This is a genomic window from Sphingomonas sp. (genome assembly GCF_048595155.1).
Lineage (GTDB): Bacteria > Pseudomonadota > Alphaproteobacteria > Sphingomonadales > Sphingomonadaceae > Sphingomonas_I.
This window is the reverse complement of sequence record NZ_JBMDXN010000038.1, coordinates 1-18,760: the sequence shown is the minus strand read 5'-3', so window position 1 is coordinate 18,760 and position 18,760 is coordinate 1. Positions and strand designations below refer to the sequence as shown.

Annotated in this window: 18 protein-coding genes; 10 read left to right on the top strand and 8 right to left on the bottom strand. The window is 65.7% G+C overall.

The window, feature by feature from the left end; genetic code table 11:
• Positions 1-95: 95 nt before the first annotated feature.
• Genes ACOJSI_RS06165 through ligK form a run of 3 tightly spaced genes read right to left on the bottom strand, consistent with a single transcriptional unit; the run spans position 96 to position 2,693 of the window.
• A complete protein-coding gene (locus tag ACOJSI_RS06165) occupies positions 96-977 on the bottom strand; it encodes an amidohydrolase family protein (RefSeq protein ID WP_420137384.1) in 882 nt (293 codons plus the stop codon).
• Positions 974-2,029, bottom strand: a complete 1,056-nt coding sequence (locus tag ACOJSI_RS06160; protein ID WP_420137383.1) for a 4-oxalomesaconate tautomerase — start codon at positions 2,027-2,029, stop codon at positions 974-976. Before ACOJSI_RS06160 ends, ACOJSI_RS06165 begins: the two co-directional genes overlap by 4 nt.
• Positions 2,022-2,693 (bottom strand): 4-carboxy-4-hydroxy-2-oxoadipate aldolase/oxaloacetate decarboxylase, encoded by a 672-nt coding sequence (ligK, locus tag ACOJSI_RS06155; RefSeq protein ID WP_420137382.1) that lies wholly within the window; start codon positions 2,691-2,693, stop codon positions 2,022-2,024. Before ligK ends, ACOJSI_RS06160 begins: the two co-directional genes overlap by 8 nt.
• A 94-nt stretch (positions 2,694-2,787) precedes the next feature.
• Here ligK and ACOJSI_RS06150 point away from each other — a divergent pair, with 94 nt between their 5' ends.
• The 8 genes from ACOJSI_RS06150 to ACOJSI_RS06115 all read left to right on the top strand — a co-directional run bounded on the left by ACOJSI_RS06150 (position 2,788) and on the right by ACOJSI_RS06115 (position 10,684).
• Positions 2,788-3,975 carry a LysR family transcriptional regulator gene (locus ACOJSI_RS06150; protein WP_420137381.1) on the top strand — a complete coding sequence of 396 codons (1,188 nt, stop codon included), beginning with the start codon at positions 2,788-2,790 and terminating at the stop codon, positions 3,973-3,975.
• A 75-nt stretch (positions 3,976-4,050) separates the two neighbouring features.
• Positions 4,051-4,932 (top strand): DUF1932 domain-containing protein, encoded by an 882-nt coding sequence (locus ACOJSI_RS06145; RefSeq protein WP_420137380.1) that lies wholly within the window; start codon positions 4,051-4,053, stop codon positions 4,930-4,932.
• Complete coding sequence (locus tag ACOJSI_RS06140) at positions 4,929-5,954, top strand: amidohydrolase family protein (RefSeq protein WP_420137379.1); 1,026 nt, start codon at positions 4,929-4,931, stop codon at positions 5,952-5,954. The genes ACOJSI_RS06145 and ACOJSI_RS06140 overlap by 4 nt, the downstream gene beginning before the upstream one ends.
• Positions 5,951-6,361 (top strand): protocatechuate 4,5-dioxygenase subunit alpha, encoded by a 411-nt coding sequence (gene ligA / locus ACOJSI_RS06135; RefSeq protein ID WP_420137378.1) that lies wholly within the window; start codon positions 5,951-5,953, stop codon positions 6,359-6,361. The genes ACOJSI_RS06140 and ligA overlap by 4 nt, the downstream gene beginning before the upstream one ends.
• On the top strand, positions 6,361-7,218 hold the full coding sequence (locus ACOJSI_RS06130; protein WP_420137377.1) for a class III extradiol dioxygenase subunit beta: 858 nt from the start codon (positions 6,361-6,363) through the stop codon (positions 7,216-7,218). Before ligA ends, ACOJSI_RS06130 begins: the two co-directional genes overlap by 1 nt.
• A complete protein-coding gene (locus ACOJSI_RS06125) occupies positions 7,215-8,159 on the top strand; it encodes a Gfo/Idh/MocA family oxidoreductase (RefSeq protein ID WP_420137376.1) in 945 nt (314 codons plus the stop codon). The genes ACOJSI_RS06130 and ACOJSI_RS06125 overlap by 4 nt, the downstream gene beginning before the upstream one ends.
• Positions 8,156-9,322 (top strand): 4-hydroxybenzoate 3-monooxygenase, encoded by a 1,167-nt coding sequence (pobA, locus tag ACOJSI_RS06120; protein WP_420137375.1) that lies wholly within the window; start codon positions 8,156-8,158, stop codon positions 9,320-9,322. The genes ACOJSI_RS06125 and pobA overlap by 4 nt, the downstream gene beginning before the upstream one ends.
• A 60-nt stretch (positions 9,323-9,382) precedes the next feature.
• Positions 9,383-10,684, top strand: coding sequence for an MFS transporter (locus ACOJSI_RS06115; protein WP_420137374.1), 1,302 nt, complete (start codon positions 9,383-9,385; stop codon positions 10,682-10,684).
• Between the two features lie 10 nt (positions 10,685-10,694).
• On the opposite strand, the gene ACOJSI_RS06110 is transcribed toward ACOJSI_RS06115, so the two are convergent.
• The 3 genes from ACOJSI_RS06110 to ACOJSI_RS06100 are packed head-to-tail and all read right to left on the bottom strand — an operon-like array spanning position 10,695 to position 15,124.
• Positions 10,695-12,812: an acetate--CoA ligase family protein gene (locus ACOJSI_RS06110; RefSeq protein WP_420137373.1), complete on the bottom strand. Its 2,118-nt coding sequence runs from the start codon at positions 12,810-12,812 to the stop codon at positions 10,695-10,697.
• 5 nt (positions 12,813-12,817) lie between these two features.
• Complete coding sequence (locus tag ACOJSI_RS06105; protein ID WP_420137372.1) at positions 12,818-13,654, bottom strand: p-hydroxycinnamoyl CoA hydratase/lyase; 837 nt, start codon at positions 13,652-13,654, stop codon at positions 12,818-12,820.
• Between the two features lie 42 nt (positions 13,655-13,696).
• Positions 13,697-15,124 carry an aldehyde dehydrogenase gene (locus tag ACOJSI_RS06100; RefSeq protein WP_420137454.1) on the bottom strand — a complete coding sequence of 476 codons (1,428 nt, stop codon included), beginning with the start codon at positions 15,122-15,124 and terminating at the stop codon, positions 13,697-13,699.
• Positions 15,125-15,310: 186 nt separating this feature from the next.
• On the opposite strand from ACOJSI_RS06100, the gene ACOJSI_RS06095 reads away from it, so the two are divergent.
• The gene (locus ACOJSI_RS06095; protein WP_420137371.1) at positions 15,311-15,775 is read left to right on the top strand and encodes a MarR family winged helix-turn-helix transcriptional regulator; all 465 of its coding nucleotides are present in this window, start codon (positions 15,311-15,313) and stop codon (positions 15,773-15,775) included.
• Positions 15,776-15,931: 156 nt separating this feature from the next.
• On the opposite strand, the gene ACOJSI_RS06090 is transcribed toward ACOJSI_RS06095, so the two are convergent.
• Both ACOJSI_RS06090 and ACOJSI_RS06085 read right to left on the bottom strand, forming a co-directional pair.
• Complete coding sequence (locus ACOJSI_RS06090; RefSeq protein WP_420137370.1) at positions 15,932-16,507, bottom strand: TetR/AcrR family transcriptional regulator; 576 nt, start codon at positions 16,505-16,507, stop codon at positions 15,932-15,934.
• A complete protein-coding gene (locus ACOJSI_RS06085; protein WP_420137369.1) occupies positions 16,504-17,637 on the bottom strand; it encodes an NADH oxidase in 1,134 nt (377 codons plus the stop codon). Before ACOJSI_RS06085 ends, ACOJSI_RS06090 begins: the two co-directional genes overlap by 4 nt.
• A 33-nt stretch (positions 17,638-17,670) precedes the next feature.
• Between ACOJSI_RS06085 and ACOJSI_RS06080 the strand changes: the two genes are divergently transcribed.
• The coding region (locus ACOJSI_RS06080) for an alkene reductase (protein WP_420137368.1) at positions 17,671-18,760 on the top strand (1,090 nt) is incomplete at its 3' end.

Genomic DNA, 18,760 nt, shown 5'->3' with positions numbered 1-18,760 from the left:
TCACAACCGTTCGGGGCCGCTATGTTGCCGTTAACTCTGCTTAATTCGAGTAAAAGCAGCGCGGGGTTCGTACCGCATACTTTCCTCGGCGCGCCTCAATCCGCCCAGTAAAGCCGCATCGGATTGTCGATCAGCAGCTTTCGCTGTAATTCGGCCGTCGGTGCGATCCGCGGGATCATGTCGACGAGCGCGCCGTCGTCGGGAATGGCGTCCTGCATATTGGGGTGCGGCCAATCGGTGCCCCATAAGGCCCGGTCGGGATAGTCGGCCACCAGCGGCGCGACCGCCGCGGCGAAATCGTCCCACGGCGGTCCGGCGGCATCGAGCCGGTCCGGACAGGTCGCCTTGAAGGAGATGTCCGGGCGGCTGTCCAACAACGCGCGAAACGCGCGCATATCCGGCCCGTCCGGCCCCTGCATCACATCCGGCCGTCCCATATGATCGATCACGAGCGGGACCGGAATGGCGTCTAGGAACGGGCGCAGTTCGGCGAGGATGTCGGCCTCGAAATAAACCACCACATGCCAGCCGGCGGGCAGACGCGCGGCCACTTCCAGGAATTTGTCCTTGGGCGCGTCGTCCACCAGCCGCTTGAGGAAGTTGAAGCGGATGCCACGAATGCCGCCGTCGTGCAGCGCCGCCAGGTGCGCTTCCGAAATCGCCGGATCCACCACCGCCACGCCGCGCGCACGTCCGTCCGAACGTGCGATCGCGTCCAGCGTGGCCGCATTGTCGGTGCCGTGGCAGCTCGCCTGAACGATAACATTGCGGTCAAAGCCGAGCCGGTGCCGCAGCGCGAACAGCATGTCCGGTCCCGCGTCCTGCGGCAGATATTTGGCCTTCGCCGAAAAGGGAAAGCGCGCTTGCGGTCCGAAGACATGGCAATGCGCATCGACCGCGCCCGGCGGCGGCGCAAAATGCGGCCGCGACGGCGTCTCCGTCCAGCTGCGGATGCGGCCTTGTGCGTCCTGGCTCATGCGAACACTGTCCCGTCCATCAGCTTGCGCGCGGTCCGCAGCATACCCGCTTCGGTGGGCGCCCCCGCCTCATCGACCGTCACGACGCATTCGGTCACGCCGCTGGGATGCTCCACCCCCAACGTCTTGGTACGACCGTCCGGGACGATCGCAACCTGTTGCGCCGGCGATCCCTCGATCAGGCAGGCGGTCGCAACGCTGACCGCCCCCAAGACGCCGATCGAGGCATGGACACGATGCGGGATCAGCGATCGGACCGCGATCGCGCCGCCATCCTGCGGGCGCGCGACCAGCATCATCTTGGGCACCGACTTTTCGGTCACGTCGCCCAGGTTCATCAGCGGCCCCGCCTTCAGTCGGATCGCCTCAACCTGCGCCTTCATCGCCCCATTGCCGTCCAGCGTATCGCGATCCTCATAGCCGCTGATCCCCACATCGGCCGCGGCCATCACGACACATGGCATGCCATTGTCGATCATCGTCACGCGCACCCCGTCGATCTCATCGACGCCGTTACCTGTCGGCAGCAGCGCGCCGCACGAAGACCCGGCCGTGTCGCGAAAGGCAAGCGGGATCGGGGCGGCACTGCCGGGCACGCTGCTGATCGTTGCATGCCCATCATAGCGGACGCACCCGCCCGGCGTCTGCACGGTGGCGACCGCCACCTGGCCGGTATTCTCCATGAAAATGGCGACGCGCGTTTCTTCGCCGGTGGCCGCGATCAGGCCGCGTTCGATCGCAAACGGGCCGACGCCGGCCAGGATATTCCCGCAATTCTGCGCATCCGTGACGATCGCCTGATCTACGAAGACCTGCAGGAACAGATAATCGACATCCACGCCTTCGCGCGCTGACTTCGATACGACCGCGACCTTGGACGTGAGTGGATCGGCGCCGCCCATACCGTCGATCTGACGCGGATCGGGCGATCCCATCACGCGCAGCAGAAAGGCATCGCGCTTAGCGACGTCCGTCGGCAGATCCTCACGCAGGAAATAGCCGCCCTTGGACGATCCGCCACGCATCCACATGCAGCCCACGCCATCAGACATATTTCAGCCCCATCGCCTCCAGCTTGCCACGCATGTCATAGATGTCGAGGCCCAGCTCGCCCGCGGCCAGCCGCTGCCGCTTGGCTTCCTCATTGGCCTCGCGTGCCTGCGCTTTCTGCAGAACGGCGGCAGCATCTGCCTGCTTGATCACGCATACGCCGTCATCATCCGCCACGATGACGTCGCCCGGATCGATTGCGGCGCCTGCACAAACCACCGGCACGTTGACCGAACCCAGCGTTGCCTTGACCGTCCCTTGCGCGAACACCGCCTTGGACCACACTGGAAAGCCCATTTGGGTCAGGTCGCGCACGTCGCGCACCCCGGCGTCGATCACCAACCCACGGCAGCCGCGCGCCATCGCCGAGGTTGCCAGCAAATCGCCAAAATATCCGTCGACGCAGGGGGACGTCGGCGCGAGCACCAATATGTCGCCCGCCTGCAACTGCTCGATCGCGACATGCACCATCCAATTGTCGCCCGGCGGTGCCGAAATGGTGACGGCCGATCCAGCGATGCGCGCTCCGGCATAGATTGGCCGCATATGATGCGCGAGCAGGCCGATGCGTCCTTGCGCCTCGTGCACCGTCGCCACGCCACAGGCGGCCAGGCCGTCGATCACGTCCCGCGCCGCGCGCACAATATCCCGAACAACCTTCGCCATGTCGGATCCTCCTTCCTATCGCGTGACCAGAGATGCACGGCAACGCCAATCGAAAGATGGGATCAGCCATCAATTTTGGCTAAGGATAGGCCAAGTGGTCGATCCGTTCGCCTTGAATTTGCGTCATCTCCGCGCGCTGGCGACGGTCGTTCGCCTCGGCAGCCTGAGCGCGGCGGCGCAGGATGTCGGCATCACCCAGCCTGCGCTTACCGCGGCCATTGCCGGGCTGGAGACGCGCCTGGGCCCGCTCTTCCTGCGGAGCCGGGCCGGGATGACCGCCACGCCCGCCGGTGCGACGCTCGCGGCGCGGGTCGATGAGGCCTACACGCATCTTGCAACCGGGCTGAGCCCGAATGGGCCGGGCGGTCGCGGCTTCAGCAAGCCCGAACGACTGATTACCACCGCCCAGGTACGCGCCCTGCTCGCGCTCGCGGATCAGGGCAGTTACGTCGCCAGCGCCCAGCAGACCGGCCTGTCCGAGCCCGCACTACATCGATCGGTCCGGGACATCGAGCGCCTCACGGGAACGCCGCTGGTGAAGCGTCGCGGCCGCGGTGTGGCGCTGACGCCAGCCGGCCGCAGCGCCGCACGCGCCTTCCGGTTTGCGGTAAGCGCGCTCAAATCCGGGTTGGTCGAACTTGCCGCGCTGACCGATACCGATGCGCCCGACCGCCTGATCGTTGGCGCCATGCCGTTATGCCGTGCCCGATTGCTCCCGGCCTCCGTCGCGCTCTTGCAGGCGCGGCATCCACGCACCCACGTGACGATCGTGGAAGGGGCGCATCGCGAGCTGATGGAGCAGCTACGCGACGGCCACATCGATATGGCGATCGGCGCGCTGCGCTCTCCTGCCCCCGGGCCCGATGTCGTCCAATCGCCGCTGCTGGAAGATCGTCTCGCCATCCTCGCGGGCCGCGGACATCCGCTGGCCGGGCCAAAGCTTCCACCGCTGGAGGAGCTGGCCCGTCACCGTTGGCTGGTCGGGCTGCCGGGCTCGCCTCTCCGCCAGCATTGGGAGGATATGTTCGCGGCTGGCCCCCGCCCGGCCGCCCCGGTCGATTGCGGGTCGGTCATGGTGATACGCTGGCTCCTGGCGTCCGGCGATTATCTGACCTTGCTCTCGCCGGAACAGGTGGGAATGGAATTGCGATCTGGCCTGCTTGCCATGGTCGGCCCTCCGCTGGACGATCATGTGCGATCGATCGGCGTAACCGTGCGGCGCGACTGGAAACCCACGACGGCGCAGCGTTTCTTCCTATCGGCGTTGCAAAGCGCGACTTGACTATTCACAAAAACTGATGGCCCCAGCGGCATTCCGATTGGATGTCTGCACCCTGCCTGCTCTAGCCCGCACGGCATGAAGGCACTCGCGTTCATTGGCTTGGGGGAGGCTGGCATCGCCTTCGCGACCGGTCTCGACGCGGATCATCCGCGCCCCCGGGCGATCGACCTGAAAACCCGCGATCCCGCCTTGCGATCGGCCAAGCTGATCCAGGCGGCACAGGCTGGCGTCGATATCCATGACTCGCCCGAAGAGGCGCTGGCAGACGCCCAGGCAGCGATCTGCGTGGTCACCGCCGATCAGGCGTTGTCGGCGGCGCATTCCTATGCCGGCGCGCTGGAGCCGGACGCGCTCTGGCTCGACATGAACAGCGTGGCCCCGGCGACGAAGCTCGCCGCGGCCGAGGTGATCGAGGCAGCGGGCGCCCGCTATGTCGATGTCGCGGTCATGTCACCGGTCCATCCCGGGGGTCGCGCCACGCCGTTGCTGGTCGGCGGTCCCCATGCCGACTCCGCAATCGCGCTGTTGCAGCATTACGGCTTCCCGAAGGTGCGCAAGAAGGATGGCCCCGTCGGCGCCGCATCCGCCATCAAGATGATCCGCTCCGTCATGATCAAGGGCATGGAAGCGCTCACCGCGGAGTGCGTGATCGCGGCGCGCGAGGCCGGCGTGCTGGACGACGTGATCGCTTCGCTCGATGCCAGCCCGCCGCCCAAAGCTTGGCGTGAGCGCGCGGATTACAATCTGGACCGGATGCTCGTGCACGGCTTGCGTCGCGCGGCCGAGATGGAAGAGGTCGTGAAAACGCTCGAAACGCTCGGGGTCGAGGCCGCCCTGACGCGCGGCACGGTGACCCGCCAGCGTGCGCTCGGCAATCTTGCGCTGCCACAACTTCCGGAAGGGCTGGAAGCCAAGCTGGACGCGATCCTGTCCGCGCCCCGAAGGGATGATGCATGACCCTGGTGATCGACTGTCACGGCCACTACACGACTGCGCCGGCGCAGCATGATCAATGGCGCGACGCCCAGAAGCAGGCCTTCAGGGACGGTACCGCCCCACCGCCCTATCCGGCCATTTCCGACGACGAGATCCGGGAGACGATCGAGGCCAATCAGCTGCGCCTACTGAAAGAACGTGGCGCGGACATGACGATCTTCTCGCCACGCGCCTCCACCATGGCGCATCATGTCGGCGACGAGGGTGTCAGCATCGCCTGGAGCCGCGCCTCCAACGATCTGATCGCACGCGTCTGCGGCCTCTATCCGGAGACGTTCGCCGGCGTTTGCATGCTCCCGCAATCGCCCAAGGCTGATCTGGCCGGCTCGATCAGCGAGCTCGAGCGCTGCGTCACTGAACTCGGCTTCATCGGCTGCAACCTCAATCCCGATCCGGGCGGCGGCCATTTCGCCTTCCCGCCACTGACCGACCGTTACTGGTATCCTTTCTACGAGAAGATGGTCGAGCTGGACGTGCCGGCCATGATCCATGTCTCCGGCTCCTGCAATCCGGGGCTGCACGCGACCGGCGCCTTCTACATCGCCGCCGACACGATCGCTTTCATGCAATTGATCCAGGGCGATCTGTTCCGCGACTTCCCGACGTTGCGCTTCATCATCCCGCACGGCGGCGGCGCGGTGCCCTATCATTGGGGGCGCTACCGGGGCCTCGCCGACATGCTCAAGCAGCCCGAGCTAGAAGCGCATGTGATGCGAAACGTCTATTTCGACACCTGCGTCTACCACCAGCCCGGAATCGATCTGCTGGCCGAAGTGATCGAGACCAAGAATATCCTGTTCGGGTCGGAAATGGTCGGCGCCGTACGCGGTATCGATCCACAGACCGGCCATTATTTCGACGACACGAAACGCTACATCGATGCCTTGCCGATCAGCGACGCGCAGCGCCACGCCATTTTCGAAGGCAATGCCCGCCGCGTCTTCCCGCGCCTCGACGCGCAATTGAAAGCACGCGGATTATGAGCGGACCACGCGACATCCACGCCTATCTGGCGGAGTTTGACGATATTCCCGGAACGCGCGTCTTCACCGCCCGGCGCGCGCGCGAAGGCTATCATCTGAACCAGTTTGCGATGAGCCTGATGAAACCGGAAAATCGTGAACGCTGGAAAGCGGACGAGCGCGCCTATCTGGACGAATGGCCGATCACGGAGGAACAGAAAGAAGCGATCCTGGCGCGCGACTATAATCGCCTGCTGGATCTGGGCGGGAATATTTACTTCCTCGCCAAGCTCTTCTCCACCGACGGCAAGAGCTTCCTCCAGGCTGTCTCGACCATGTCGGGCATGAGCCTGGAAGATTATTCCGCGATGATGATCGCGGGCGGCCGCTCGCCCGAAGGTCTCCGTTCGATAAAGGACAAACGCTGATGGCCCGCATCACCGCCGGCGTGGCCTCCAGCCACATCCCCGCGCTCGGCGTCGCCTCCGATCTTGGCAAGACCGGCGAAGAATATTGGGCGCCCGCCTTCGCCGGCTACGAATGGACCCGCCAGTGGGAGGCGGAGCAAAAGCCGGACGTAGTGATCCTGGTCTATAACGACCACGCCTCCGCCTTCGACATGAAGATCATCCCGACCTTCGCGATCGGCTGCGGCGAGAGCTATCAACCGGCGGACGAAGGCTGGGGCCGCCGCCAGGTTCCGACGGTGCACGGCCATCCTGAGCTCGCCTGGCATATTGCGCAGAGCCTGATCCTCGACGAGTTCGACATGACGATCATCAACGAGATGGACGTCGATCACGGCCTGACCGTGCCTTTGTCGATGATGTTCGGCCAGCCGGCGGAATGGCCGTGCAAGGTGATCCCACTCGCGGTCAACGTCGTCACTTATCCACCGCCCTCGGGCAATCGCTGCTGGGCTTTGGGCGAGGCGATCGCGCGCGCGGTGGAAAGTTTCCCCGAGGATCTGAACGTCCAGGTGTGGGGCACGGGCGGCATGAGCCACCAGCTTCAGGGTCCCCGCGCCGGCCTGATCAACAAAGCGTGGGACAATGATTTCCTCGATGGCCTTTCCGGTGACACGGATCGCCTGCGCCACATCCCGCACATCGAATATCTGCGCGAGACCGGTAGCGAGGGTATCGAGATGGTGATGTGGCTCGTCATGCGCGGCGCGCTCGGCAAGGCCACCCGTCAGCTTCACCGGCACTATCATGTGCCCGCCAGCAACACCGCGGTCGGGCATATCGTGCTCGAGCCCGTGGCTTCGGAGACAGTGATATGAAGATCGTCCTCGCCGGCGCCGGTGCGTTCGGCGAAAAGCATCTCGACGGCCTCAAGAATATCGAGGGTGTAGAAGTCGTCAGCGTCGTTGGCGCTCATCTGGAGCCGACCCAGGCGGTCGCCGCCAAATATGGCATCGCCCATGCGTGCACCGACTTGGCCGAGGCGCTCGCCTTGCCGGGCGTGGATGCCGCCATTTTGTGCACGCCGACGCAGATCCACGCCGCGCAGGCCATTCAGTGCCTGGAAGCCGGCAAGCATGTGCAGGTCGAGATACCGCTTGCCGACAGTTTGGCTGACGCCGAGGCCGTCCTTGCCAAGCAGCAGGAAACCGGCCTGGTCTGCATGGTCGGCCACACCCGCCGCTTCAATCCGAGCCACCAATATCTGCATCGAAAATTCACGGCCGGCGAAGCGAACGTCCAGCAAATGGACGTCCAGACCTATTTCTTCCGCCGCAAGAATATCAACGCCAAGGGCGAGCCACGGTCCTGGACCGATCATCTGCTGTGGCACCATGCCGCCCACACGGTTGACCTGTTCGCCTATCAGGCCGGTCCAATCGTGCAGGCGAACGCAATCGAGGGGCCGATTCATCCCGAGCTCGGCATCGCCATGGACATGTCGATCCAGCTCAAGAGCGAGAGTGGCGCGATCTGCACTTTGTCGCTGAGCTTCAACAATGACGGGCCGCTCGGCACCTTCTTCCGCTACATTTGCGACAACGGCACCTGGATCGCGCGCTATGACGATCTCGTCACCGGCAAGGAAGAGCCGGTCGATCTGAGCGGCGTGGCGGTCTCCTCCAACGGCATCGAGCTGCAGGATCGGGAATTCATCGCCGCCATCCGCGAGGGGCGCGAGCCCAACGCTTCCGTCGGCCAGGTCATTCCCTGTTACCGCGTGCTCGGCCAGCTCGAACGCCAGCTGGCCGGACGGTGAAAACGCGGGTCGCGATCGTCGGAGCCGGCCCGGCCGGGCTGCTGCTCGGCCACTTGCTGCGCGCCGAGGGCATCGACTGCATCATCGTCGAGCGGCAGACCCGCGCCTATGTCGAAAGCCGCATTCGCGCCGGTGTGCTGGAGACGGTCACCACCGATCTGCTCCATCGGCTCGGCATCGATCAGGGCCTCAATGCGGGCGGCATGCTGGAAGAAGGCTTCAACCTCGCCGACGGTAACCGTACGATCCGTATCGACATCACCGCGCTCACCGGCAAGCACGTCACCGTCTACGGCCAGACCGAAGTCACGCGAGACCTGATCGCGGCGGCTCCGTCCCGCGGACTGGAGATCATCTGGGAAGCCGGCGATGTCACGCTCTACGATCTCACCGGCAACCCATCGGTTGAATATCGCAAGGACGGCGTTCTCCATCGGATCGAGGCGGATTTCATCGCCGGCTGCGATGGCTTTCACGGGCCGTCGCGCAAGGCGGTGCCGTTCGACCGCGCGCACCATTACGAACGCGAATATCCGTTCGGTTGGCTCGGCATTCTCGCCGACGTGCCGCCCTGTCATCCGGAGCTGATCTACTCCAACAGCGATGAAGGCTTTGCGCTCGCCTCGATGCGCTCCCCCACGCGCAGCCGTTATTATATCCAGGTTCCGCTCACCGAACGGCTGGAAGATTGGCCGGAGGATCGGCTTTGGGATGAGCTGGAACGCCGCTTCGCCCCCCTTGCCAGCCGGCCGGTCGTGCGCGGCCCGGCGATCGAAATGTCGATCGCGCCGCTCCGATCCTTCGTGTCCGAAGCGATGCGGCATGGCCGCCTGTTTCTGGCCGGGGACGCCGCGCACATCGTACCCCCAACGGGCGCCAAGGGCCTCAACCTCGCCGCGTCCGACGTCGCGTATCTTTCGGATGCGCTGATCGCCTTTTTCGGGTCGGGCGATGAAAGCGGGCTGAAGGCCTATCCCGCCCGCGCACTCGCCCGCATCTGGAAAGCGGAACGGTTCAGTTGGTCGTTGACCAAACTGATGCACCGCTTCCCCGAAGATGGCAGTTTTGAGCGGCGCATGCAGATGGCGGAGCTCGATTATCTCGCCGGCTCGCATGCGATGCAGACGGCCATCGCCGAAAATTATGTAGGCCTGCCGTTATAGCGCAGGCACAAGGCATCACAGCGGACCGATAAGCCGAAACGGCACGGACGGAGGGGAAATATGGAAGACCCGCGCAAGATCATCGCCGCTGCGCCGATGTCGACGACCCAATGGCTAATCGTGGCCGTGATGGTCGGCCTGAACGCGCTCGACGGCTTCGACGTCCTGTCGATCAGCTTCGCCTCCCCCGGGATCGCGAAAGCGTGGGGCATCGATCGCGGTGCGCTGGGTCTCGTCCTTTCGATGGAGTTGATCGGCATGGCGGCGGGGTCGCTGCTGCTGGGCGGCATTGCCGATCGCATCGGCCGGCGGCGCACCATATTGTTCTGCCTGATTGCCATGGCGGCAGGCATGTTCGGCGCCGCGACCGCGCATGACGTGGTGACGCTGTCGATCTGGCGCGTGCTTACCGGCACCGGGATTGGCGGCATGTTGGCCGCCACCAATGCGGCCGTCGCCGAAGCCGCCAATGACCGCCGCCGCAACCTGGCCGTCATCCTGATGGCGGCGGGCTACCCGATCGGCACCATAGTGGGCGGCCTTATCTCCAAGGTGCTGCTGGCGTCCTTCGATTGGCGCGCCGTTTTCGTGTTCGGCGGCTGCGCGACCGTGGCTTTCATCCCCATCGTCCTGCTCGCCGCGCCGGAATCGATCGCCTTCCTGATGCACCGGCGCGGCGCGGACATGCTGGCGCGCATCAACCATACGCTCGCCCGCTTCGGCCACGCCCCCCTCTCGGCCGTGCCGGATGCCGAGCCGCGTGTCCGCAAAGCCGGCCCGGCCGAGCTGTTCGCAGGCGAATATCTGCAGCGCACGGTCGCGCTGACGATCGCGTATCTCGCCCACATCATGACCTTCTATTTCATCCTGAAATGGATTCCGAAGATCGTGGTCGACATGGGTTATCCGCCGCCGCTCGCCGCCGGTGTGCTGGTGTGGGCCAGCGTCGGCGGTGCGGCGGGATCGCTGCTGCTCGGCTTCATGACGCTGCGCTTCCGGCTCTACGGCCTGACGATCATCGCCATGCTGGCGTCGGCCATATTGGTGACCGCATTCGGTCGCCAGATGGGTGGGCTGGGCTGGCTGTCGCTGACCGCCGGTATCGCCGGCTTTGCCACCAATGCCGGCGTGGTCGGTCTCTACGCGCTGATCGCCAAGAGCTTCCCGACCCGGCTGCGCGCCGGCGCGACCGGCTTCGTCATCGGCATCGGCCGCGGCGGTTCGGCACTGGCCCCAGCCCTGGCCGGCGGCCTCTTCCAGATCGGCTATGGCCTGCCCCTGGTCGCCACGCTGATGGCCGGCGGCTCACTGATCGCGGCCGCGACCTTGTTCGCCGCCCGGCGCTCGCTCGCCGATCAGTGACCGGCGAACGTCAGTCGTCGGCCAGGACCAACGCGTCGAGCGCGACCGCGCCTTCGCCCACCGGATAGATCAGCACCGGATTGAGATCGACCTCGCGGATCTGCGGCGTACCCCGCAGCATCCGCCCCAGCGCAACGACGATGTCCGCCACCGCGTTCACGTCCAATGCGGGCGCGCCGCGCCACCCATCCAGCAAGGCACCGCTCTTCAGCTTGCGCAGCTCGGCCATCACGTCATCGCGCGGCAGATCGGCCGGGATCAGCCGTACGTCCTGCAGGATTTCCGCCTGCACCCCGCCGAACCCAACCAGGATCACCGCACCCCATTCGGGGTCGTTGCGCGCGCCGACGATCAGCTCGGTCCCACGTGCGCCCATCCGTTCCACCAGGACGCCATCGATCGGCACGCCCGCCGCATGCCGCGCCAGATTGGCCTCCAGCTTGCTCCAACCGCCGGTGACCGCCGCCGCATCGGCGAGGTTCAGGATCACGCCGCCGACATCGCTTTTGTGCGACAGCGCCTGGGCCTGCACCTTCAGGACGACGGGATAGCCGATCCGTTCGGCCACCTCCACCGCCTCAGCCGCGGTGCGCGCAAAGCCGCCTTGCGGGAACGGAATGGCCAAGGGTGCGAGCAGCGCCTTGGCTTCATATTCGGGGATGACACCGCCATGCGGCAATATCGCACGCACTGGCGCGCCTTCGGCGTCACTCTCCGGCCGCGCCCCGGCAAGCCGCGCGATCGCCCGGAATGCACGATCCGGCGAAGGGAAATAGGACACACCGATGTCCCGCAGTTCCGCCAGATATTCGGGCGGCACGGGCGCGCCCTCATCCATGCCCGCGAAGACGATCGGCTTCGTCGGCGCCAACGCCCGGATGGCCTGGATAATCGGCACGAATTTCAGATGTGCTGTAGCGATGTCGGTCTGGATGATCGCGAGCACGATCGCGCCATAACGATCATCCGCCAGCAGAGGGGCGAGCGTCCGGCGATACATGTCGGGATCGACCAGCGCCTGCGCGGTCAGGTCCATCGGGTTGCTGACCGGGATGAAATCGGGAATCGCCGCCCGCAACGCGGCCAACGTCTCCGGCGCAGGCGCAGGCAAGGGCAGGCCGATCTGCTCGCATAGATCCAATGTCAGCGCCTTGAACGCGCCGGATTCAGTCAGCACGGCCGTGCCAGGCGCCGGAATCGGCCCTGCCCGCATCGCCAGGTCGACCACGTCGCCCAGCTCCTCCAGCCCTTCGACGAGGACGACGCCGGCATGTTCGACCAGCGTGCGCATGACCTGCCAGTCGCCCGCCATCGCCCCGGTATGGGTCGCAGCCGATTCCCGCGCGGCGCTCGAACGTCCCGGATGGAGCAGCACGATCTGCTTGCCGACGCTGCGCGCGCGCCGCGCCAGTGCCAGGAAACGCTGCGGCTGCCGGAATTGCTCGACGATCATCGCAATCGTCTTGGTATGCGGTTCGTCGATCAGATATTCGACATAATCCTCGACGCCCGATGCCGCTTCGTTACCGGTAGAAACGCCCATCGAGACCCCGAGGCCCTTGGCATAGAGCGTGGTGCCGAGCACGATCGCCATCGCGCCCGATTGCGACACGATCCCGACACCCTGGCGATCGCCCAGCCGCTCCGCCGGCGTTTCGACAAAGGTCAGCGCGATCCCGTCGACATAATTGGTCAGGCCCAGGCAGTTTGGCCCTTCCACGACCATGCCGGCCTCGGCCGCGATCTTCGCGACCTCGCGCTGTGCGGCGAGACCTTCCTCGCCGCCCTCGGCAAAGCCCGCCGCGAACACGACTGCCGCCCCAACCCCGCGCGCCGCGAGCGCCCGTACCGTATCCAGCACCGCGCCGCCGGGGATCGCCAGCACCGCCACGTCGACGCCGTCGGGCAGGCTCTCCACCGATCGCAGGCACGGCCGCCCCGCCAGCATGTCATGCTTGGGGTTGATCAGGTGGATGGCGCCATCGAAGCCATGCCGCTCCAGATTGGCCAGCACCTGATTGCCGAGCGCGGTTGGGCGTTCCGAAACGCCCAGGATCGCCACCGATCGTGGCTTGAGCAAACGATCGAGCGAACGCGCTGCGGGCGTCGCGGAAGCCACATCGGTCATGGGAATCAATCCGCCTTGCGGTTCTTGTCGTAGGCGCCGAGCCCGGGCTTATAGGTCTTGTCGTCGATGAACTGCTTGATGCCTTCCTTACGGCCCTCGCTGTCGAAGCTGTTGGCCGCCTCCTGCGCGCGGATCAAATAATCCTCGGCATTGTCGTAGGTCATCTCGCCGACGCGGCGGACGGCGTCCTTGGTCGCCTTCAGCGCGACCGGGTTCTTCTGCAACAGTACCGCCGCCACCGCGGCGACGCGGTCCTTCAGCCCCGCGAGCGGGATGGATTCGTTGACCAGGCCCCATTCGGCGGCGGTCTTGCCGTCGATATTCTCGCCCATCATCGCATGGTACATCGCCTTGCGGAACGGTAGCAGCTCCACCGCGACCTTGGTCGCGCCGCCACCTGGCAGGATGCCCCAGTTGATCTCGCTCAGCCCGAACGTCGCCTCGTCCGCAGCAAAGGCGAGGTCGCATCCGAACAGCGGGCCATAACCGCCGCCGAAGCACCAGCCGTTGACCATCGCGATCGTCGGCTTCTGATACCAGCGCAGCCGCCGCCACCAGCCATAGGCCTCGCGTTGCGCGCCGCGGGTCGCGCCCAGGCCCTTGGCCTCATTCTCCCGGAAATATTCCTTGAGATCCATGCCCGCCGACCAGGAGGTGCCCTCGCCGCTCAGCACCAGCACACCGACATCGTCGCGAAATTCCAGCGCGTCGAGCAGGTCCATCATCTCGCGATTGAGCGTCGGCGACATGCAGTTGCGCTTTTCGGGGCGGTTGAACTTCACCCAGGCGACGTTGTCGACAATGTCATAGGCGACAGTGCCGTGCGGGCTGGTCTCGCTCATCATCATTCCTTGCTTGGCCGGTTCGGGCGGAGTGGGGTCGGATCAGATCGGGAAATGGCCGGGCTGGGTCTCGATCGTGATCCAGCGCAGCTCGGTGAAACTGTCGATGCCGGCCTTGCCGCCGAAGCGGCCATAGCCGGACGCCTTGGTGCCGCCGAAGGGCATCTGTGCTTCGTCATGCACGGTCGGCCCGTTGACATGGCAGATGCCGGATTTGATCTGGCGCGCGACGCGCAAGCCGCGCGCGGTGTCGCGCGTGAAGACGGCGGCCGACAGGCCATATTCGGTGTCGTTCGCCAGCGCGATCGCCTCCGCCTCATCCTTGGCGCGGATGATGCCCACAACCGGCCCGAAACTCTCGTCCCGGAACAGGCGCATCGCAGGCGTGACCTTGTCGATCACATGGGCAGGCATCAGCACGCCATCGGCATCCCCGCCGACCAGCTTTTCCGCACCCTGCGCCAGCGCATCCGTAATCAGGCTCTGCACGCCGTCGACCGTCTTTTGGTCGACCACCGCACCCAGCGGCGTGGTGCCCTGGCGGGGATCGCCGACCGGCATCGCGCCGACCTTGGCCTTGAACTTGGCAGCGAATTCGTCGGCGATCGCATCGACGACGATGATCCGCTCGGTCGACATGCAGATCTGGCCGGAATTCATGAACGCGCCAAAGGCCGCGGCCTTCACCGCTTCGTCCAGATCGGCATCCTCCAGCACGATCAGCGGCGCCTTGCCGCCCAGTTCCAGCAATACCGGCTTCAGATGCTCGGCCGCGCGCTTGGCGATGATACGGCCGACGGCGGTCGATCCGGTGAAGTTGATCCGCCGCACCGCCTCATGATCGATCAGCGCGCCGACAATGTCGCCCGCATCCTTCGGCGCGTTGGTGACGAGATTGACCGCGCCCTTGGGCAGCGCCTCGTTGAAGGCTTCGACGATCAGCGCGTGCGTGCGCGGGCATTGCTCCGACGCCTTCAGCACCACCGTATTGCCGCAGGCGAGCGGCACCGCGATCGCGCGTACGCCCAGGATGATCGGCGCGTTCCACGGCGCGATGCCCAGGATTACGCCCACCGGCTCGCGCAGCGCCATGGCGATGCAGCCCGGCTTGTCGGACGGGATGACCTCGCCGCTGATCTGCGTCGTCAGCGCGGCGGCTTCGCGCACCATGCTGGCTGCCAGCATCAGGTTGAAACGCGCCCAGCCTTCGGTCGCGCCGATCTCGCCCATCATAGCGTCGACGAAATCGGAAGCCTTGGCTTCCAGCGCCGCCGCCGCCTTGTTGAGCAAGGCACGGCGCGCATTGGGGCCGAGTGCCGACCAGGCGGGAAAGGCCGCCGCCGCCGCATCCGCTGCGGCGCGCGCATCGTCGGCGCTGGCGGCGGGCGCGGTCGTCGCCACGTCCCCGGTGACAGGGTTGATGCGATCGAAGCTGGTGGCGACGGGATGATCCTCGCCGGCGACGAGCATTGATACGGACGTTGCCACCACGCACTCTCCAATATTGTTATACCACATAGCTTACTCTAAGCTGCGCGGTGATTTCAAGCGGGTTTGCACGGCTCAGCAGCTGGCGTTCGCCGGCGCGGAACGCAGCTGTTGTTGCGGAGACTGGCGGGATCACGCACGGTGCTGAGCGGGAGCAGGGAGAAGATTTTGACGGGCAGCGACAATGCGCGGGGCAACACGGCATTGGGGCCGCTGGAAGACTTTGTCGGCTACCATCTGCGCCGTGCGTCCCACCTGTTCGGCAGCGATTTCGCGCGCGCGGTCGAGGGCACCGGCATGCGCCAGGTGCTGTTCGGCATCCTGTCGGTGGTCTCTGCCAATCCCGGCATCAACCAGGGGGAGGTTGGTCGCGCGCTCGGGATCAAGCGCGCCAACATGGTGTCGCTCATCACCGAACTGGTCGGTCTCGGCCTGATCGACCGCCAGGCCGATGCCGACGATCGCCGCGCTTTCGCGCTGACCCTGACCGCTCAAGGCACCGACATGATCGTCGACTGTCTCCAACGCCTCGGCTCACACGAAGCGCGACTGCTCTCCGGCTTCGACAGCGCAGACCGCGCCACACTGATCGCCCTGCTCCGCCGCCTGGAAGCGCTGGAGGCTTGCCGCTAACCATTCTCGCATCGCTCGGCCGCCAGGATCAGCGCGGCAACAACCTGAAGCCGCAACATGGGCCAAGCCCCAGACCAGCGCCGCACTCTCCAAGACTGCGGCCAGCAGCAACAGGAGCACCGGTGCCCAGCGCGAGCACGAACAGCCTGGCCGGCATCAAGGTTGCAGGCCGCGCAGCACCAGCTCCGCATGGCCAATGACAAATGCGTCGTCGATCGCTCCACCGGACGCGAGCAGGCGATAGTAGATGGGCGCGTATAGTGCATCGATCGCGATATCGGCATCCAGGTCGGCGCGAAACTCGCCGGCCGCGACGCCGCGATGGAACACCGCCTTCGCCTGCGCGCGTCGCGGCTCCAGAAAACCGGAGACAAACGCCGTGCTCATCGCCGCATCATGCTGCGCCGCGCCGATCATCTCGCGCACGAATCGTCCTGTCGGCCCGCGGTAAAGCGCCGCCAGCGATCGCATCTGCCGCATGATATCCTCGCGCGGCGACTCGCTGTCGGGAAAGGCGATCAGGGGTTCGGTCGTAGCCAGGAACGCCTCGACGGCGAGCACGCCCTTGCTCGGCCACCAGCGGTAGATGGTGGTCTTGGCGGTTCCCGCGCGCGCCGCCACCCCCTCGATCGAAAGGCGGTCGAACCCCTGTTCCTCCAGCAGCGCGAAGGTCGCGCTCAGGATCGCCTGCCGCGATGTCTCGTCGCGCTTGCGGCCCCGCGCGACCGTCATGCGCGATCCTGCTGCGGCAGGACGAGGAATTTCTCTCCGGTCGCACGGCGGGTATATGCGCGGATCGCATCGAGCGAGAGCATCTCGGCCAGCCCGATTTCATCCGAAAACTGGCTGGCGAAAGTGGTAGTGAGCTCGTCCGCCGCCCGTTTCAGGAGCGGGGCGGCGGCATCGCTGCCGATCCGGTCATAGAACCAGGTCATCAGCCACCCGCCAACGCCCCATGCCATGCCGAATTGCCCATCCAGCACGCGCGGGCTGGGATCGAGCCCGCCGTAAATATAGACCTGCTTGTGCGTCGGCGAGCCGTAGCGGCTGTATGTCGACAGCCGGCGCGCCGCGACCTTTTCCATCGCGGACAGGATCGTGGCCGCCATCGTCCCGCCTCCGATCGCATCGAAGGCAAGCGTCGCCCCCGTCTCGTCCAGGGCCGCGACCAACGCGTCCTGGAAATGATCGGCGCTGCTGTCGATCACATAGCGGGCACCCTGCTCGTGCAGCAGCGATACCTGCGCCTGGCTGCGAACGATGTTCACCAGCGGTACGCCATCGGCGAGGCACTGTCGGTTCAGCATCTGCCCGAGGTTGGAGGCCGCCGCCGTGTGGACGAGCGCTCTATGCCCCTCTCGCCGTAACGTCTCGACCATGCCAAGCGCGGTCAGCGGATTGATGCAGGCCGCCGCACCTTCGCGGGCGGAGACGCCCTCCGGAAGGAGCAGACAGGCGGCCGCCTTGACCGTCTGGTAGCGCGAATAAGTGCCGGTTGCCGCGCGGATCGCCACCTGGCGCCCCACCAGGTGCTTGGCGGCGTCGCCTGCCGACACGACGGTACCCGCCCCTTCGTTCCCGACCGGCAAAGCCTGCCCCAGCCGGCCCGAAATGGCGGGAAGTCGCTCGGCCGGCACCTGCCCCTCAATGACGGGAAAGGCGGCGCTTCCCGTCTGCTTCAGCGTCTTTGGATCGGCCGGTCCGAACAACAATATCTGATCCGACGGATTGAGCGGCGCGGCCTCCACCTGCACGACCACCTCGTCGGCAGCAGGCGCGGCCACCTCCAATTCCTCCAGCCACACACGCAGCCTGCCGGCGTCATCGATGCGCGAACGCAGCTCGTAATTGATCAACGCCATGGCTCATATTCCAGCGATACGCTGCGTATCGTAATGAGCCTGTTCACTCTTTTCAAGCATTGTGACACGGTCCGTATCGTAATATTTGCCGGCGCCGACCTCCCCTTCGGCAAGGACTATCGCGTGCCACTCGACACCGCCTCCAGCCTGCTCTTCCAGCCCACCCGGCTCGGCGCGCTCCAGCTCGCCAACCGTGTCGTCATGGCGCCGCTGACACGAAGCCGGGCTTTGGCCGGCGATGTGCCGCGCCCCTCCGCCGCGACCTACTATGCCCAGCGCGCATCGGCCGGCCTGATCATCAGTGAGGCAACCCACATCAGCGCTGACGCAAAAGGCTATGCCTGGACGCCAGGGTGCTACACCGACGATCAGATCGCGGCGTGGCGCCGTGTGACGGACGCGGTTCACGCCAACGGCGGAACGATCGTCGTCCAGCTTTGGCATGTCGGTCGCATCTCGCACCCTTCGCTTCAGCCCGGTGGCGCTCAGCCGGTCGCCCCTTCCGCGGTTACCCCCGAGGGGCAGGCCTTTACCGAACGCGGATTCCAGCCGCATGCGGAACCGCGTGCGCTGGAACGCGACGAAATCCGGCGGATCGTCGACGATTTCGCGCATGCGGCCGCGATGGCACGCACGGCCGGCTTTGACGGCGTCGAGATCCATGGCGCGAACGGCTATCTGATCGATCAATTCCTGCGCGACGGATCGAACCACCGTACCGATGATTATGGCGGCAGCATCGAAAACCGCGCCCGCTTCCTGTTCGAGGTTGTCGATGCCGTCACCGCCGCAATCGGTGCCGATCGGACGGGTCTACGCCTGTCGCCGGTCACCCCGGTCAATGACGCGCGCGACAGCGATCCCGCCCCGCTCTTCCTCCACGCCGTCGAAGGCCTGAACCGATTCGGCCTGGCCTATTTGCATATGATCGAGGGAGCGACCGGCGGCCCGCGGGATATCGTGCCCGGCTTCGATTTCGGCGTGCTGCGTCGGGCGTTCAAAGGGCCGTATATGGCCAATAACGGCTATGATCTCGCATCGGGCGAGGCGGCGCTCGCCGCAGGCCACGCCGACGCAATCGCATTCGGGCGCCCCTTCATTGCCAATCCCGATCTGGTTGCGC